We start from the raw sequence: 16966 nt of genomic DNA on the forward strand, positions 1-16966 counted from the left end.
AATTTACGCTTACCCATGGTACGTAATGTACCCAATCCATACTTATGAAGATAAATCTACTTCTACAACCACTACTGATCTGCGTATGCGCATTCGGTATAGCTACCCAGGGGTTTGCTCAGTCAGCCAGGGTGCTTGCCGGAAAAAGCTACGTCAACGTCAACAAGGGTGTTAATGGTGGAACCATCGAACCCGGTGATATCCTCGAGATACGGGCTACGATCGCTGTCGGCAATTTCGACGGCCGCTCCATCAGCAATACCCATTATGTCGATACCATCCCGGCCAATACCACGTACATTCCGGGTTCCCTGAAAACAATGACCAACGAGGGCATCACCTTCCGCGCCTTTTCGGACGGCAGCGGTGATGACCAGGCCTATTTTGATCCGGCCGGCAGGCTGCGCATCAACCTGGGCAGCGCCGGCAATGCCGGGGCCGACCTGGGTGGCAATGTCACGAGTGTAGCCCCCTGGGCGGCACCCAACGGCGGCCTGGTACACGCCAGTGGCCGCCCCTCCTATTTCCAGGGCATGTGTATCATCTCGGCATCCTACAGGATTCGCGTAAATGCCTCGGTAACCTATGGCAGTTTCATCACCATGCCCGGAGGTGCTTTCTATTTCAGGAACAATGGTACCAATACCGTAAGCCCCTGTGCTTCCTGGCGCATTGCGGTGCAGGAAAATGCCGGTCTCTGTGCCAACTCGATCGGCGCCAGTGCGGTGATCGATTATGGCGGCACCTTTGGTGCAGGCACCACACAAAACAGGGCTACCTCTGCTATTATTCCGGGATTTGTTTTTCAGAACGTTGCCACTGGGCAGCCTGCCGATGGTAACTATTCCATCGTCAACAACCTGAGCCCCTCGGGCAATACCAATCCCAACTCTCCCATTCCCAACAATACCAACCGCGTTCACGGCCGTTGGGATATCATGGGTGACCATACAGGTGCTACCAATCCACAATTGGGCAATGCACCCGTAGCACCAGGTGCCAATGGAGGTTACTTCGTGGCCATCAACGCAGCCTATGCCAATAGCAACGCCATTCAACAAACGGTTGGAGGGCTTTGTCCCAACACCTATTATGAGTTCTCGGCCTGGTTCAGGAATATCTGTAGGTATTGTGGCTGCGATACTACCGGGCAACCCTCTTATGGTTCATCAGGCAGTACCTTCTTTCCCAACCCGAATTTCAGAGGTGCCGACTCTTCGGGTGTCAACCCCAACCTAACCTTCATGGTGGACGGGGTCGATTACTATACTACGGGCAATCTTCCTTATACCGGCCAATGGGTGAAAAAAGGATTTATCGTGAAGACCGGCGCCAACCAGACCTCTTTCACCATTACCATCCGCAACAATGCGGCAGGTGGCGGCGGTAACGACTGGGCGATCGACGATGTCACCCTCGCCACCTGTACACCCAACCTGGATCTGCGGCCTTCCCCTTCGCTTACCGCTTGTACGGGGCAGGCTGTCGACATGTACGCCGATATCCGTTGCTACTTCCCCAACTATATCTATTGGCGGTGGGAACGCAGCAATGACGGCACCAACTGGACCAATACCGGCGTGAGTGGTACGGGTAATCCGGTGCTGACCAACGGCGAATACGAATTCAGGGCCTCCTACCCCACCTTCCTGGCGGGATCTTCGTTCAATAATGTTCGCTATCGAATACGTATCGCCTCGCGACCGGAAAACCTCGACGACAACGATTGTTCCTTCACGGCTACCACCCTGATCACGATCACGACGCAGAATTGCTCCGTACTGGTACAAGGTGAAATACAGAACTTCTCTGGCCAGGTCGTCAATGAGCTGGGCAGGTTGCAATGGACCACCGTCAACGAAGGAGAAGGAACGAGCTATGAGGTGGAGGCCAGCTTCGACAACCTGCACTTCCAGAAGATCGGCACGGTGCCGGGTACGGGACTGCCCAGTCACACCTATTACTTCACCGATCCACAGGCCATTGCGGGTAAAAAATTCTATCGCCTGAAACTCACCGATGGCAAGAGCTCGCAATACAGCCGTATCCTGCAGCTGTCGAATGGCGCGGTTGATTTCTCGGTGAAATCGATCGTCAACCCCTTCCTCGACAAAATAAGTATGGAGATGACCTCACCCGACAATAAGCCGATCACGATCACCCTGCTCGATGCTTATGGCCGCCTGATTCGAAAAACGAATACGGTCGTCAATAAGGGATATAATACCATCACACTCTATGAGCTCGGCAACATACAGCCGGGGGCCTACATCATACAGATCAAGCACCATGATGCGGTGATCAACAGACAGGTACTGAAATTGAAAAGAGAATAACATAAAACGGCCCGCGCTGCGGGCCGTTCTGTACAATCATACCGGGCCACAGCAGGGGAAGACCTGTTCGTGGCCCGGTTGTTTTTATTGGCACTTGTACGATAGTACATTCTTCACGTTCTCGCCGTACGCCGATTCTCCTCCCGACGATTCGAAACTGGTTATATAGCCATTGGCATCGAATACATAGTTCTTGAATTCAGCCACTGCGGGCGTGCCAGTCGGGTTGCCACCGCTATCCAGGTCCTGCCGCGTTGACTTCACCGGAATATTTGCATTGGTTTTGCCATAGTTGATGGCATTCTGGAACAACAGTATTTCCGGATTGGGATGGAAGGCAACAAACTCTTTCGCTGTTTTGGACACATCATATTCATACGTTACCCTTGTGCCGCTGGGCAGCAGCGCGCCGGTCACCTCTACCTGTGTCAGGTTGCCTGCGGTCCAGGTATAGCTCGACTCCGCGATGGTCACAAAAGGAATGGCTTTCAGGGCTGCCTCCGCTTTCGACAGGTAGCCATTGCCATCATACGTGTATTTGATCACCAACTCGGGCGAAGCAGCATCCAGCGGGTTGAAATAACCGGTATAGGAACTGATACGTCCATTGGCGTCGAGGGTGAAGAACTGCGTAGCATCTACCTTGATTTGCGTCGCTGAATATACCAGGTTGAAGGTATTGGTGATGACGCCGCCCGTTTGCGAAGAGCTGTCGATCACTTCCGTTTTGGTGACCTGGTTTTGATCGTTGAAGGTGGTGGTGATCGTACCGATCTTATCGCCATTGAGCAGGTCATAACTGGCCAGGTTGCTGATCAGGCAGGCCGAAGGATTGGTAGGTGGCGCCACGTCGGTGGCCCGGATGGCAGCTGAAAACTTTCCATCGATGATGTTCACGAGTGCCCCTGCCGAATCGATCACTTCACCGGAGAAAATACCCAGCACATGGGCAGAATCAATGCTGGTGATCGTCACGGTAAATTTACCGGCCGCTGCGGGATCATTGCTGTACAACAGGTCTCCGTTAGAGAAATATTCAAAAATGACAGAAGGTGTGGCATAGATGCCGGCGATAATGTTGGCGCCGATGATCTCCAGGTGGAAACTGCCTGTCTGATCGTTGGAAAAACCTTCCATGACCAGCGAATTCACGCTGCCATTGTTCTGGTAAAAGGCAGTATCGAGCGGCCCTTTAAAGGCATGCACATCCTGTTTAAACTCCCAGGCCAGGTCACCTGTCGGGGCTTCGCCCGATTCAAAACTCTTTTCTTTCTTACAGGCGGGCAGCGCGATCACCGCCAACACGAGCACAATGAGACCAATACTGTATATTCGATTCATAACCATGTGTTTAACAGCCTGGTACAGGCTATTGATACCACAGGTTATTTACCATACGAGCACTGTTACTTCGCCAGGGAAGTAAAGGCCAATCATCTCATCGTACCTGTCAGGATCAATTTACAATACCTGTACCGTGTCGTTTACGGGAGAATTGGTTTCTACAGTTGTGCGGGATTCTTCGTGGGGTTGCTTCTTGAAGAAGCGGCGTTGGAACAAAAGTATAACGATAACACCTACAGAAATTGAGGCGTCGGCAATGTTAAAGATCGGTGAAAAGAAAGTAAACCGCTCACCCCCCCAGAACGGGATCCAGGTAGGAAGGGTTTTGTTTTCAATGATGGGGGCATAGATCATGTCAACCACCTTTCCATGTAGGAAGCTGGCATAACCACCACCCGAAGGGAAAAGTACTGCTTTGGGCAAACCATCGTCGCTGGGTCCAAAGATCATACCATAGAACATGCTATCGATCAGGTTACCCAAGGCACCGGCAAAGATCATGGCCACGCAGATAATGAATCCACGGTGATATTGTTTTTTGACGATGCTGCGGATGTAAAACACACCGAAGATGACAGCGACCAGGCGGAACAACGTGAGCGCGAGTTTACCCCATTCGCCGCCAAATTTCCAGCCCCAGGCCATGCCTTCGTTTTCGATGAAGAACAGGCGGAACCATCTGCCAATCAAGGGTATTTGCTCACCATAGTTCATGGAGGTTTTCACCCAGATCTTTAATATCTGGTCTATAGCTATGATACCGATAATTATTAAAGCGACCGTTCTGATCTTCACCGTCAAGAAATTTAGTTTTCAAAGATAATGCTTTCACATTGGAGTTTCGTCGTCAAAACCGTTGAATTTACTCCTCGAAATAGACCCTTTTTACCCGCTGAGAAATACCCGTAAGCATCTCGTATGGAATGGTTTGGGCCCAATGGGCTACCTGTTGCACAGGTAGCTCCCTGCCAAACAGTATAACTTCATCACCCTCCTGCACATGCGGAATACCGGTAATATCGATCATCACCATGTCCATACATACTGTTCCCATCACGGGTGCGAGCTGTCCTTTCACCCACATTTTACCAATGCCATTACTCAGGTTGCGCGGATAACCATCCGCATAACCGATGCGGATCGTAGCCACCGTCGTATCATGTGTCACCACACCACGTCGGCCATAACTCACCGTTTCACCCGCCTTCAGGTGTTTGATCTGCGCAATGGTAGCAATGAGCGTGGACACTTCTTTCAACTCCAGCTTGTGCGTATTGGCACTATCGATGCCATATAAGCCGATGCCCAGGCGTACCATGTCGAGTTGCAGATCAGGATGCCGCGCAATCCCGGCTGTATTGGCGATATGGCGCAGGAACGGATAGGCTACTACCTCTTGCAGCGTAGCTATCATGCTTAGAAAAAGACTGGCTTGTTGCCGGGTGAAAGCATCATGCTGTGCATCCTCACTGGCCGCCAGGTGACTGAACACACTCTTTACCGTAAACACATCCGTTTTCAGCACGTCCAGTACCGATTCCAGTTCTTCGGTCGAAAAACCCAACCGGTTCATCCCCGTTTCAAACTCGATGTGCACCGGAAACTGCCGGATGCCCTGGCGCTTCAGGAATGCTTCGAACGCCCGTAACAGGCCTGGCGAATACAGGTCTGGCTCCAGGTTATATTGCACCAATACATCGAAGGTCGACGGATCGGCGTTCATCACCATGATCGGCAGATTGATGCCCCCACGGCGAAGCTCCACGCCTTCATCGGCATAAGCTACCGCCAGGTAATCCACCTTATGAAACTGCAGGGCATTGGCAATCTCGTAACTGCCGCTGCCATAAGAAAACGCTTTTACCATCGCCATCAGTTTGGTAGCAGGCTGTAGCAATTGCTGGTACTGCCGCAGGTTATGGCCCAGCGCATTGAGGTCGATCTCCAATACCGTTTGATGCACCTTTTGCTCCAGCAAACGATCGATCTGCTCCAGCTCGAATACCCTCGCTCCTTTCAGCAAAATGGTTTCATCGCGGAATACCAGGTGATGAAAATCATGTATAAAAGACTCTACCGAAGGGTAAAAGGCTAGTTCTGGAATGGCCGATAGCCGGAAGTTGGCCTGGTGCTGCATCATCTTGTCGCCGATGCCGATCAGGCGGGCAATGCCCCGTTGCGCCAGCGCCTGCGCCACTTCGCGGTACAACTCTTTTTCATGGCGGCCGCTCTGTAAGATATCCGACAGGATCACCGTTTTACGGTCATGCTGACTTTGCTGCGCCAGGAAGTCGAGCGCTATATTGAACGAGCTAAGGTCGGCACTGTAACTGTCATTGATGATCGAACAATTGTTGGTGCCCTTCTTCAACTCCAGCCGCATGGCCACCGGCCCCAGCTGTATCATCTTTTTATCGATAGTCTTTGCATCCACCCCCAGGTGCAACAACACACACCAGCAATGGATGGCATTTTCTACCGACGCATCATCGGTAAAAGGTATCCGTACCGAAATAGTTTGGTCTTTGTACAAAGCCGTGATCAGGGTAGTGCCGGCCTCCTTGTAGATCGTCAGTATCTGCAGCGTCGCTTCGGTCACCGTACTCCAGTTGAATATGTCAAAAGCCCCCTGACCGCCCTTGTTGATCTGCTGGTACAAAGCAGCCACCCCTTCATTGATCTCCGGCGCATCCTTGCAATAGACCAATGCTTTCACATGGGTAAACAGGCGCAGTTTTTCATTCACCTTCTGCCGCCCGTTCAAAAATCCTTCACTGTGCGCTTCACCAATATTCGTAAACACACCGATCGTAGGCTGTATGATCTTTTGCAGTTTGTCCATCTCCCCACTTTGCGAAATGCCTGCTTCGAAGATGCCCAGCTCATGCGACTCATTCATTGGCCATACACTCAGCGGCACACCGATCTGCGAGTTGTAACTACGTGGACTGCGGATAATCGAATACCGGTCATCCAGCAGCTGATTCAACCATTCCTTCACGATCGTCTTTCCATTGCTGCCCGTAATGCCGATCACAGGAATGGAAAACTGCTTGCGGTGATGGGCCGCCAACAGCTGCATGGCCTGCAACACATCTTTTACCTGCAGGATGTTCGCTGCCGGCATCGGTGCGGTATCGACCTCCTCACTCACTACAAAATTGCGCACGCCACGCTCATAAAGCGCGGGCAGAAAACCATGGCCGTCCCGGCGCGGCCCTTTCATGGCAAAGAACAGGGAGCTGGCCGGAAAGATCAGCTTGCGGCTGTCGATCAGCAACTGTTCGATCAGGGCATTGTCGGTTTGCTGTACCAGCTTACCTTTTACAATGCCGGCTATATCCTCGATAAAATACTTCATGTCGTTGATTAGTGAAGGTCCCTGCTATGTCCTGCATCATGCGTGCCATTTTTGGCGCGGTTGGCCAGCGCGATGGAATAAACCATCGACGCCGCGATGCTCACCAGGATCACCAGCAGCGACACCCAGATGGGCACCTCCACATGGAAGATCTCTGCCAGCATTTTGAGACCTATGAAAATGAGCACAAAAGCAATCCCTTGCTGCAGGTGGCTGAACTTATCGACCGCCCCTTTCAGCAAAAAGAACAGCGAACGTAGCCCCAGGATGGCAAAAATATTGCTCGTATAGATGATCAGCGGATGTTTGGATACGCCCATTACAGCGGGTATCGAATCGACCGCGAATACAATATCCGTCGTCGCCAGCATAACCACCACCACAAACAGCGAGGTGTACATCCGCTTGCCATCGACCTTCACGATCAGACGGCCGCCATGGTCTTCCATGGTCACCGGCAATATCTTCCGCAGCCATTTGTAGACCGGGCTATCGGCCGGATTGTACTCGACGTTTTTGTCGTGGGTAAACATTTTATAGCCCGTCCACACCAGGAAGGCGCCGAATATATACAGTATCCATTCAAAACGGTTGACCAGTCCCACGCCCACTGTAATGAACAATACGCGGAATACGATGGCCATGAGGATGCCGATCAGCAGCACGCGGGCATAATACTCGTCTTTGACGTAAAAGAAATTAAAGAGCAAGATGAACACGAAGATATTGTCGATACTCAGACTCTTCTCCATCAGGTAGGCACTCACATATTCCAATGCCATCCCCTTGCCCAGCTCGTACCAGATGAAGACGCCGAAGCTGAGGCCCAGGGCTACCCAAAACACACTTACCCAAAATGCCTTTTTTAAAGATACATGAGTCGACCGCTTGCTGAAAAGTCCGAGGTCGATGATGATCGCCAGTACCAATACGATCCCAAAGACCAGGTAAGTGATTTGATCCCTTGTCATGCTTGATTGTTGATGGCAACAAAGATAGGGGCCACAAGTGGTAAACGACCACCGCTAATCCCCGCAGGAAATTGTATAGAACGGGACGATTGTTGCCTGAAAAAACAGTCAGCCTCCCGATCACAGGTCTGTGCACCGGCGCCCGGTGCTACAGATTAAAAGAAAGTTAAGGTTTAGCCGGTCAGCGCGCCTACTGGTATTTCCTTTTCCGCATTGCCTGGTAAATAAATCCAAAGAGAATAACCAGCAAAACAGGTACCGCGATATTGATCACCTGCCAGGTAGTTCTTTCGCTGGCTACTTTTTCCGGATCGAGCAGGCGAAGGGTGTAATCCTTTGACCGGGTTTCGAGGATACCCGAGGGATTGACGAGGTATTCGATGGCGTTCAGGATAAAATCTTTATTGGCGTACTGGTAGTTGGTAAACTGGTTGAAGCCCATTGGCAGCGGCCCCTGGGCCTGCGAGAATACATTGGTGGCAATATCAGCATCGGAGATAACGATCATTTTGTTCTCTTCCGTGCTGGTAGCGCGGAAGGGCTGTTTGTACAACCCAGCCAGCGTATCCATGGCGGCCTGCGACAGCCGGTTGGTGAACAGCGAGGAAAAACGACCTTCGAGCAGCACCGCCACCGGAATATTGGCTTTGTTGAAGGTCTTCATATCTTCCTCCGTCTTGATGCTGTTGAGCGATACGATGGCCGGTGTATTCAGCGTACGGGAATTGGCCGAAGTAGCCAGCAATACCGTTTTGCGTATACCCGGCGCCTTTACCGTGTCGATCGAGTTGGGGAACATCGACAGCACCTGGTCCATATTTTTCGAGATCGGATTATCGGAATAGGAGCCCAGCAACGGGAAATAAGGCCAGCTTTGCAATTCCATCTGGGGTTTGTCGCCCATATTGCCTACCACCAGCGGCAGGCGATCGCAATTGAGGTCTTGCACCAGGTCGGGATTGATGCGCACCCCGTATTTAAAGAGCTGATCGTCGAGGTTGAGGCCAAAGTCGAAGGCCACGAAATCGCTTTGCTTCCGCATCAGGCTATCCAGGCTGGCATCGAGTTTATCCAGCAGCCAGATCACCTTTCCGCCGTTCATGATGTACTGGTCCAGTTTCAGCTTTTGCTCGCTGGTAAAGGGCTTGGTGGGCTTCATCACCACCATCGCATCGAACTGCTGCGGAATGACGGGCACACTATCGATAGGTACCCAACCAAAGCCGTAATTGGCCTTCAGTGCCCCTTCAATGAGGTCATATACATTATACGTGATCGGCTCGCCATTACCCAGCAGGTAACCGACGGAAGGCGCCGATTCGGCCGTGATCTTCTGGATGGCATGTGCCAGTTTGAATTCGAGCAGGGCTTCGGCATTGTTGAGGGTGCTGAAGGGGTCACCATCAGACACTTTGGAACCTTGCAGAAAATCGATGGGCAGCACACGGTCGCGGTAGGCAATGAGTGCCCCAGGAAACAGGTAGCGTTGCTCCTCCCCTTCTCCTTCTTTCGCTTTTACCCGCACATTGGTGGGCTTGAGGCCCAGGCTCATCAGGGAATCCATGGTCAGCACGCCTTCTGTAGAATCGGCAGGATCGGAGCCGGGACGTTGAAAACGGAACAATACATGGGAACCACCCGCTTCTTTAAATTCCTGCAGCAGCTCGCGTGTGCTGTTGGCCAGGCGCTTGAAACCAGCCGGCATATCGCCGTCGAGGAAAACAGTGACCACCACTTCACCTTTCAGTTGCGACAGCATTCTTTTGGTAGGGGTCGACAAGGTAAAGCGCTTTTCCTGTGTGAGGTCGAGCCGGAAATGAATTTGCGCGGCGAGGTAATTTACCCCCACCAGTACGATCAACGCATAGAGCCACCAATATTTCGAAGCGAACAGTTTTTTCATAGTCGATGATGATCTTCCGGGAATTGCAATCGGGCAGCTGGTCGTTACGACGCGATGCCCTTGTATGATTTATCGTTTCAGTAAGTTTCGCGCCGTAAACAGCAAAAAGAAGCCAATGATACCCACAAAATAGATGATATCGCGGCTATCCACCACCCCACGGCTTACGCTGCGGTAATGGAAATCGATGCCCGCCATCTCTACGTAATAGTCGGCACCCGACTGTAAAGCGGGAATACGGCTGATGGCATTGAAGCCGCTGTACAACAGAAAACAGGCAAAAGCGCTGGCGATAAAGGCTACCACCGCGTTGTTGGTGAGGCTGCTGCAGCATACGCCGATGGCCACAAATACAGCGACCAGGAAACAAAGGCCGATATAAGAGCCGATGATGGCGCCGGTATCGATGGAGCCGGTCTCGGACAATTGCAGGATGGTGAAGATGTAAATGATCGTGGGCAAGATGGCGATGAGTACCACGAGCAGGGCCCCGAAATATTTACCGCCTACCACCTGCCAGCGGCTGAGCGGTTTAGTTTGGAGAATCTCGAAAGTACCACCTTTAAACTCGTCGGCGAAGCTCCGCATGGTAATGGCCGGGATCAGCAGGAGCAGGATCCAGGGCGCCAATTCAAAAAATTTATCAAGCGTAGCGTACCCAAAATCAAGGATATTGGTATCAGGGAAAACGAACAGGAACAAACCATTCAACAGCAGGAACACCACAATGGCAATATAACCGGTCAAACTGCTGAAGAATTGGCGAAATTCTTTTTTACAAACAGACCACATGCGTACGAAAATAAGAGATTATACCTATATAAAAAGAAATGCAGTAGATAGTGATGTACGAAAAAGGGATTTCCCTATATTCGCTTTCTTCCAATCCAAATAATCCATCTCCTATCGCAAAACCTATCCGTAGTAATTAACGGCTTTTGCCATACATATATTTTACACAGATAACCATAACCTACTGCAACAAAAGCTCTCCGCCCGGAGAGTTTTTGCGTTTATAACCTTCCCACCCCTTTTCGAGACCTTATAGAGACCTTATCGGGACCTTATAGAGACCTTATACAGACTTAGCTCCTTGTCAGCTTCCTACTACTCCCTACTCATGCCTACAGCAGCCTGCTACCAGCCCAATAGCCAGGCCGAAGTACTGGTTGTAGTACCTTGAAGGTAGCCCGATTGTCTGCAGATGGTATTCCTATAGCACGAACACACCCAAATTACAGCCTGCATAAACCAGGGATACAGCGCCCCTATCAGAGGCGCTGTATCTACGCTGTATCCTCTATAACTGCCTACATTATTCAGCACATTAGGTGGACAGTCGGCAAGCAGTATCCCTACTCGCTCCTAAATGATTGATATGCAATGCAATAAGCGCCCCGGCAATCTTTTCAAAAATAAACAGGCCTCATATCTACTGACATTTCAGTAGATCAACTTATATTTACGTTACAAAACTATTTATTCCGTTAAACACCGCAGTATGGAAGATCTGACCAAGACCGAAGAGCGTATTATGCAGATCATCTGGCAGCTGGAGAAATGTTTCGTGAAGGATATTATTGACCGGCTCGACGATGATCCCAAGCCTCCCTATACCACCATTTCCTCGGTGGTACGCATTCTCGAAAACAAAGGCTTTGTAGGCCATAAAGCCTATGGCAAAACCCATGAATACTTCCCCGTCATCTCCCGGGAAGAATTCGGCAAATTCAGCTTTAAACGTATGTTCCGGGAATACTTTGCCGGCAAACCCGAAAAAGTGCTCTCCTTTATGCTGGAGGACGAAAAACTGAGCGATGCAGACATCGAACAGTTGAAGAAATTCATTGACCAACAATAAAACCTTTTACCATGAACGGCCTTCTTCAATACCTGCTGAACGTATCGCTCGGCCTGTTGCCCTTTTATGTCCTGTATTTTTTCTGGCTGCGCCGGCTCACTTTCTTCAACTGGAATCGCTGGTATATTCTTTTCTCGCTGTTGATCAGTGCCCTGGTACCACTGATACCTGTGGGCAGTAGCCATACCTATGTGCTGCCAGCACCTATGCCTACGCTTCCTGTGGCACCCGTCACTGCGCCCATCAGTGTACCGTCAATAACGCCACTGGCTACCACCGCCACCACCGCCATCGATTGGCAAATGATCTTCCTGATCATCTATAGCGCCGGCGTCCTCATCGCCACTACCAGTCTGCTGGCCGGCTTGCTGAAAGTATGGCGTATGATCAGGACGCAACCACGCAGTCCCCGCCTGCATGGCTATCACATCATTCGCAACGAACACATCACCGCCAACGCCTCCTTCTTCGGCTATATTTTTTTACAACCACAGTTGACAGAAGAAGAGGCCTATACCGTCATCCTCCACGAAGATGTGCATGCCCGCCGCTACCATACCCTCGACATGCTGCTGTTGGAATGCTTTAAAATACTGCTGTGGTTTCATCCGGCCGTATACCATTACAAGCAATTGCTGCTGCAGGCGCATGAGTTTGAGGTAGACCAGGAAACGGCCCAGGCCACCAATAAGAAATCGTATGCGCACCTGCTGATTAAGATACAAAGCAAAACCACTCCTGCGCTCGTCAATGCCTATAGTGCTTCCGGCATTGGTCAACGGGTGAAAATGTTGTTTGCCAAAAGGTCGGGCCGCGCCCTGAAGTTGGTATACCTGCTGATCATTCCCTGCATATTGTTGACCGGCCTTTACTGCAGCAGACCCGTCGATACGCCAGCGAACACGGAGGATATGACGAGTTCCGCTGGTGAGTTTGGCGTGTTTCAGGAAACGGCCGATGAGTTCCGCTATATATTGTACCCGGAGAAAGTACAACGGCTGGAAGATTACCATCGTTTTCTGTACAAAGGGGAGTTTACGGAAGTGGGTAAGCGCTTCGGCCAATTCAAAGCTTCCATCAACGGCTTAACACAATCACAAACCACTGGACCTACCCAACAAGTGGGCTTCATCCTTAGCAGCCGCGGGGATGTGATGGAAAGATTCGATGTAGCCCAATTGCTGCAACAGCACCAGGTGATCGAATGTTCGGTCGATAAACAAACGGGGATCGTACAACTGCTGGCCATTAACCGGGATGCCATGAATCGCGCTGCGCCCCGCTACGATAAGGCACAGGTAGCAGCGGGTAAGGAACTGTTTGTGGCCAACTGTGGAGCCTGCCATATGATCGACAAAGACATAACCGGCCCGGCACTGGCGGGCATTGAAAGCCGCCGGTCCAAAGAATGGCTCCACCGGTTTATCCGCAACAACCAGGAAGTGCTGGCATCGGGCGATAGTGCCGCCCTTAAAGTATACAATGACTGGAATAAAACACCTATGAGTGTGTTTCCCGCGTTGACAGATGAGCAGATCGAGTCCATACTCGCTTATATCCGGTCGAGTCAGCGCACGGCGGTACTGCTTCCGCCGGTACAGCAATAGGTTAGCTGATTGAGCGATGACTAGCCCACAAAAGGATTGAGTGCGCGAAGAGATTGTACCGTTTCAGTCACCTTTTCGATCGTATAAGTAATTTCTTCTTCTGTAGTAAAGCGGCCCAGGCTAAAACGAAGTGAACTGCGGGCCATTTCGTCCTGCAATCCCAGGGCTTTAAGTACAAAGCTGGGCTCCATCGAAGCCGACGTACAGGCAGAGCCGGTAGCTACTGCAATTTGCTTATTGAAGCCGAGCATGAGTGCATTGCCCTCCACCTGGGCAAACGCGAGGTTACTTACTTGCGGCAGACGATGTTGCCGGTTGCCATTTACCTGTACCCCCTTTAATTGCAGCAAGGCATTTTCCAATTGGTCGCGCAGGTGGGCCATCCGGATACGTTCATGCTCCAATGTCAACCGGCAGAGCTCAGCTGCCTTACCCAATCCTACGATACCGGGTACATTGAGTGTACCACTGCGCATACCGCGTTCATGACCACCGCCATCGATCTGGGCAGTGAGCCGTACGCGTGGGTTCTTGCGCCTGATATACAGCGCCCCTACCCCTTTCGGGCCATACAGCTTGTGGGCGGAGAAACTCATCAGGTCGATTTCGTCGCTAATCACTTGTACGGGAATCTTTCCCACCGCCTGGGTCGCATCGCTGAAGAAGATAACGTTGTGTTTTTTGGCGATGCGGCCGATGGCCTGCACGGGCTGTATTACGCCGGTTTCATTGTTGGCGTACATGATCGCAATGAGTATCGTAGCCGGTGTGATCGCCGCTTCCAACTGTTGCAGGTCGATAAGGCCCTCGCTATTCACCGGCAGGTAGGTGACAGACGCACCCTGCTTTTCGAGGTGTTTGCAGGCATCCAGTACGGCCTTGTGCTCGGTGACACAAGTGATGAGGTGATTGCCTTTGGCAGCGTACATTTCCGCTACCCCTTTCAACGCCAGGTTATTGCTTTCCGTAGCACCAGAGGTGAAAACGATCTCTGTAGGATCGGCACCAATCAGGGCTGCCACCTGTTGGCGGGCATAGTCGACCGCTTCTTCTGCCTGCCAGCCAAGCGCATGCTGCCGGCTGGCTGCGTTGCCAAACTGTGTGGTAAAATAGGGCAACATGGCCTCCACCACCTGTGGATCGCAAGGGGTAGTGGCATTGTAATCGAGGTATATGGGAAACTGCAGCATATATTTTTCCTAACACAAATCTACCTCAATTGGTTGATTCGCATTCCCCGGTATCTTTGGAGACTTCAAATCCAAACGATATGCTGAAAGTAGAACATATTGGTATTGCTGTAAAAGACCTGGCACAATCCATCCCGCTCTTCGAGAAACTGCTCAATACGCCCTGTTACAAAACCGAATCGGTAGCGAGTGAGCAGGTCACCACCGCCTTCTTTCGCCAGGGCGACACGAAGATCGAACTACTGGAAAGCAGCTCTCCCGAAGGAGTGATCGCAAAGTTTATCGACAAAAAGGGAGAAGGCATGCACCATATCGCTTTTGAGGTGGCCGACCTCGAAGTCGAGATGCAGCGCCTGCAGAACGAGGGATTCACCCTCCTCAACCCCACCCCCAAATTAGGCGCCGATAACAAACGTATCTGCTTTCTGCATCCCAAAGGAACCAATGGTGTATTGATCGAGCTGTGCCAGGAGATCAAACCCGGAGAGTAGACTGGTACGCTCAAACAAAAGCGGCATCGCTAGCCCCGCCCCTAGTTTCCCGGAGGGCCAAAGCGCGGGTCTTTGATAAAGGAAGAGTCGGTCAACGTGCGCAGAAAGAATTGTAAGTAAGTCTTGTCGTTGTTGGTAAGCGGAATCCCGTTTCTCACCAACGGATCGACGGTAGCACTGACCTGTACCCCGCTGTTGTAATGTTCCAATGCCTGGTTGACCGAAATGAACCTTCCATCGTGGGCGTAAGGAAAACTCACATACAGATTGCGCAGGCTGGGCACCTTGAACTTGAGTGAGTCGGCTTTATTGTTGGTGATGCGCATACGGCCATAGTCTTTGATCGTAGGATCGACCGACAGGCCGGTATTGCGAAAACTATTGTCGGTAAATAAAGGCTCGGCATGACAGCTATTACACTTCGCCTGGAAGATCGCATACCCCATCTGCTCCTGGGCATTGAAATTGGTCAGGCCTTTTTTCACCTGGTCGTATTTTGAATTGGCCGAGACCATCGAGCCTGTAAACTGCGTCAAGGCATACAGCATGCGCTGGCTGTTGATGGTCTCATCGCCAAAAGCAGCTTTGAACAGGGATTTGTACGTCCCATCCTGCCCAAGTTTCTTCAATACATTGTTGAGGTCCTCGGCCATTTCATTGGGTGCGGTGAGCGGTGCCAGGGGCTGCACCTCCAGGTTGACGATACCCCCATCCCAATGTGTTTGCTGTTGCCATACCAGGTTAAACAGGGGTGGTGCGTTGCGTGTGGTAAATTGATTATCGAAACCATGGCTGAAGTTGTGGTCGAAGGTGGCGAATGCGGCAAACTGCTGATGGCAGGAAGCGCAAGGGATATTGCCATCTTTTGAGAGACGGCCATCGTAAAACAATTTGCGACCGAGTTCAAAGCCTTCTTCCGTCAGCGGATTGTTGGTAAACGTATAATGCGGAGCGGGGAAACCTGGCGGTACCGTGAAGGTGAGCGGCGTGGGACCGCTTTTGCTGCCATCTCCTCCTTTCTTACAGGCCTGTATCCATACAGTGCCCAGGATGAGCAATAAAAGGATCCGTATCGTCCATCGTATTGTCACGGTTAATTATTGGTGACCTCTACCACTGTAAACATCTTCGAATAGTTGTCTGCGATCTGCTGTGCCAGGGCGCCAGGCATCATCACACCCGCATTGGCACTGATGCGTATATCGTGGGGGTTGCTGAACCAGTCGTATACATCGGCCGAGATGGTCAAGTCTGTTTTCCCCTTCGATTTCATATCTATATCGTTGTTCATTGGGAATAGCAGGATGATCTTTTTAATCACGGATTCCGACTGCCGGAAACCGCCAATATGATACTTGAAGGTATTGGCGGGCGCGGTAGAAGCGGGTGAAGTACCCTCCAGCTTGGCCATGATATAACCGGTATTCCATTCCCAGAACATGCCTTGGGCAGGATCGAGTACACCATCCTGGGCGCCGCTTACGTTGAGCACACTGTCTACTCCCATGGTAAAGGCGATGCGGTTGTACTTATAAGGAAGAACATTCAGCTTGATGGTGGTGCTGTTGGAATCGGCGAAATCAATGAGGTAATAATCCTGGTCGCCGGCCCGGTAGATCTTGTTGGAGTCGGTATTCATCAACTCGATGCCGTGAATGTAGAATTTGAAGGCACTTACCTTGAACGACTCGTTGAATTCATTTTTGTAGGTAACCGTATCGAAATACATAGGTTGGTTATCAAACTGCACCACGGGCCTGAAGTTGATCACGATGTTGTGGTCGGGCTCGTCGATCCCGTCCATTTTCAGTTCTTTCTGACAGGCTACAAAGAATAATGCCAGCAGGCAAAGGCTGATGGTATGGGTCAGTATGGGAGTAATGTGTCGCTGTTTGGTCATGT

General features: G+C 51.2%; 13 protein-coding genes. 4 read left to right on the forward strand and 9 right to left on the reverse strand.

Features of this window, described 5'->3' with window-relative positions; all coding sequences use genetic code 11:
* The first annotated feature begins 44 nt into the window (after positions 1-44).
* The gene (locus tag P2W70_RS05085; RefSeq protein ID WP_276480355.1) at positions 45-2336 is read left to right on the forward strand and encodes a T9SS type A sorting domain-containing protein; all 2292 of its coding nucleotides are present in this window, start codon (positions 45-47) and stop codon (positions 2334-2336) included.
* 84 nt (positions 2337-2420) lie between these two features.
* Here P2W70_RS05085 and P2W70_RS05090 read toward each other — a convergent pair whose 3' ends face one another.
* The 6 genes from P2W70_RS05090 to gldF all read right to left on the reverse strand — a co-directional run bounded on the left by P2W70_RS05090 (position 2421) and on the right by gldF (position 10707).
* Positions 2421-3677, reverse strand: a complete 1257-nt coding sequence (locus tag P2W70_RS05090) for a hypothetical protein (RefSeq protein WP_276480356.1) — start codon at positions 3675-3677, stop codon at positions 2421-2423.
* A 120-nt stretch (positions 3678-3797) separates the two neighbouring features.
* Entirely contained in the window at positions 3798-4475 is a 678-nt protein-coding gene (locus P2W70_RS05095; protein ID WP_276480863.1) for a lipoprotein signal peptidase, read from the reverse strand.
* A 67-nt stretch (positions 4476-4542) separates the two neighbouring features.
* The gene (locus P2W70_RS05100; protein WP_276480357.1) at positions 4543-7041 is read right to left on the reverse strand and encodes a bifunctional UDP-N-acetylmuramoyl-tripeptide:D-alanyl-D-alanine ligase/alanine racemase; all 2499 of its coding nucleotides are present in this window, start codon (positions 7039-7041) and stop codon (positions 4543-4545) included.
* Between the two features lie 8 nt (positions 7042-7049).
* The gene (locus P2W70_RS05105; RefSeq protein WP_276480358.1) at positions 7050-8012 is read right to left on the reverse strand and encodes a TerC/Alx family metal homeostasis membrane protein; all 963 of its coding nucleotides are present in this window, start codon (positions 8010-8012) and stop codon (positions 7050-7052) included.
* A gap of 190 nt (positions 8013-8202) precedes the next feature.
* Positions 8203-9915 (reverse strand): gliding motility-associated ABC transporter substrate-binding protein GldG, encoded by a 1713-nt coding sequence (gldG, locus tag P2W70_RS05110; protein ID WP_276480359.1) that lies wholly within the window; start codon positions 9913-9915, stop codon positions 8203-8205.
* Positions 9916-9984: 69 nt separating this feature from the next.
* Positions 9985-10707, reverse strand: coding sequence for a gliding motility-associated ABC transporter permease subunit GldF (gene gldF, locus P2W70_RS05115; protein ID WP_276480360.1), 723 nt, complete (start codon positions 10705-10707; stop codon positions 9985-9987).
* A gap of 709 nt (positions 10708-11416) precedes the next feature.
* On the opposite strand from gldF, the gene P2W70_RS05120 reads away from it, so the two are divergent.
* Positions 11417-11776 (forward strand): BlaI/MecI/CopY family transcriptional regulator, encoded by a 360-nt coding sequence (locus P2W70_RS05120; protein ID WP_276480361.1) that lies wholly within the window; start codon positions 11417-11419, stop codon positions 11774-11776.
* Between the two features lie 11 nt (positions 11777-11787).
* On the forward strand, positions 11788-13383 hold the full coding sequence (locus P2W70_RS05125; RefSeq protein WP_276480362.1) for a c-type cytochrome: 1596 nt from the start codon (positions 11788-11790) through the stop codon (positions 13381-13383).
* Positions 13384-13403: 20 nt separating this feature from the next.
* On the opposite strand, the gene P2W70_RS05130 is transcribed toward P2W70_RS05125, so the two are convergent.
* Positions 13404-14573, reverse strand: coding sequence for an IscS subfamily cysteine desulfurase (locus tag P2W70_RS05130; protein ID WP_276480363.1), 1170 nt, complete (start codon positions 14571-14573; stop codon positions 13404-13406).
* An 80-nt stretch (positions 14574-14653) separates the two neighbouring features.
* Between P2W70_RS05130 and mce the strand changes: the two genes are divergently transcribed.
* Positions 14654-15064 carry a methylmalonyl-CoA epimerase gene (gene mce / locus P2W70_RS05135; RefSeq protein WP_276480364.1) on the forward strand — a complete coding sequence of 137 codons (411 nt, stop codon included), beginning with the start codon at positions 14654-14656 and terminating at the stop codon, positions 15062-15064.
* A gap of 41 nt (positions 15065-15105) precedes the next feature.
* Here the strand turns inward: mce and P2W70_RS05140 are convergent, their stop codons facing one another.
* The gene (locus P2W70_RS05140; protein WP_276480365.1) at positions 15106-16155 is read right to left on the reverse strand and encodes a cytochrome-c peroxidase; all 1050 of its coding nucleotides are present in this window, start codon (positions 16153-16155) and stop codon (positions 15106-15108) included.
* 2 nt (positions 16156-16157) lie between these two features.
* On the reverse strand, positions 16158-16964 hold the full coding sequence (locus tag P2W70_RS05145) for an MbnP family protein (RefSeq protein WP_276480366.1): 807 nt from the start codon (positions 16962-16964) through the stop codon (positions 16158-16160).
* Positions 16965-16966 lie beyond the last annotated feature (2 nt).

This window comes from Paraflavitalea pollutisoli (assembly GCF_029360705.1).
GTDB lineage: Bacteria > Bacteroidota > Bacteroidia > Chitinophagales > Chitinophagaceae > Paraflavitalea > Paraflavitalea pollutisoli.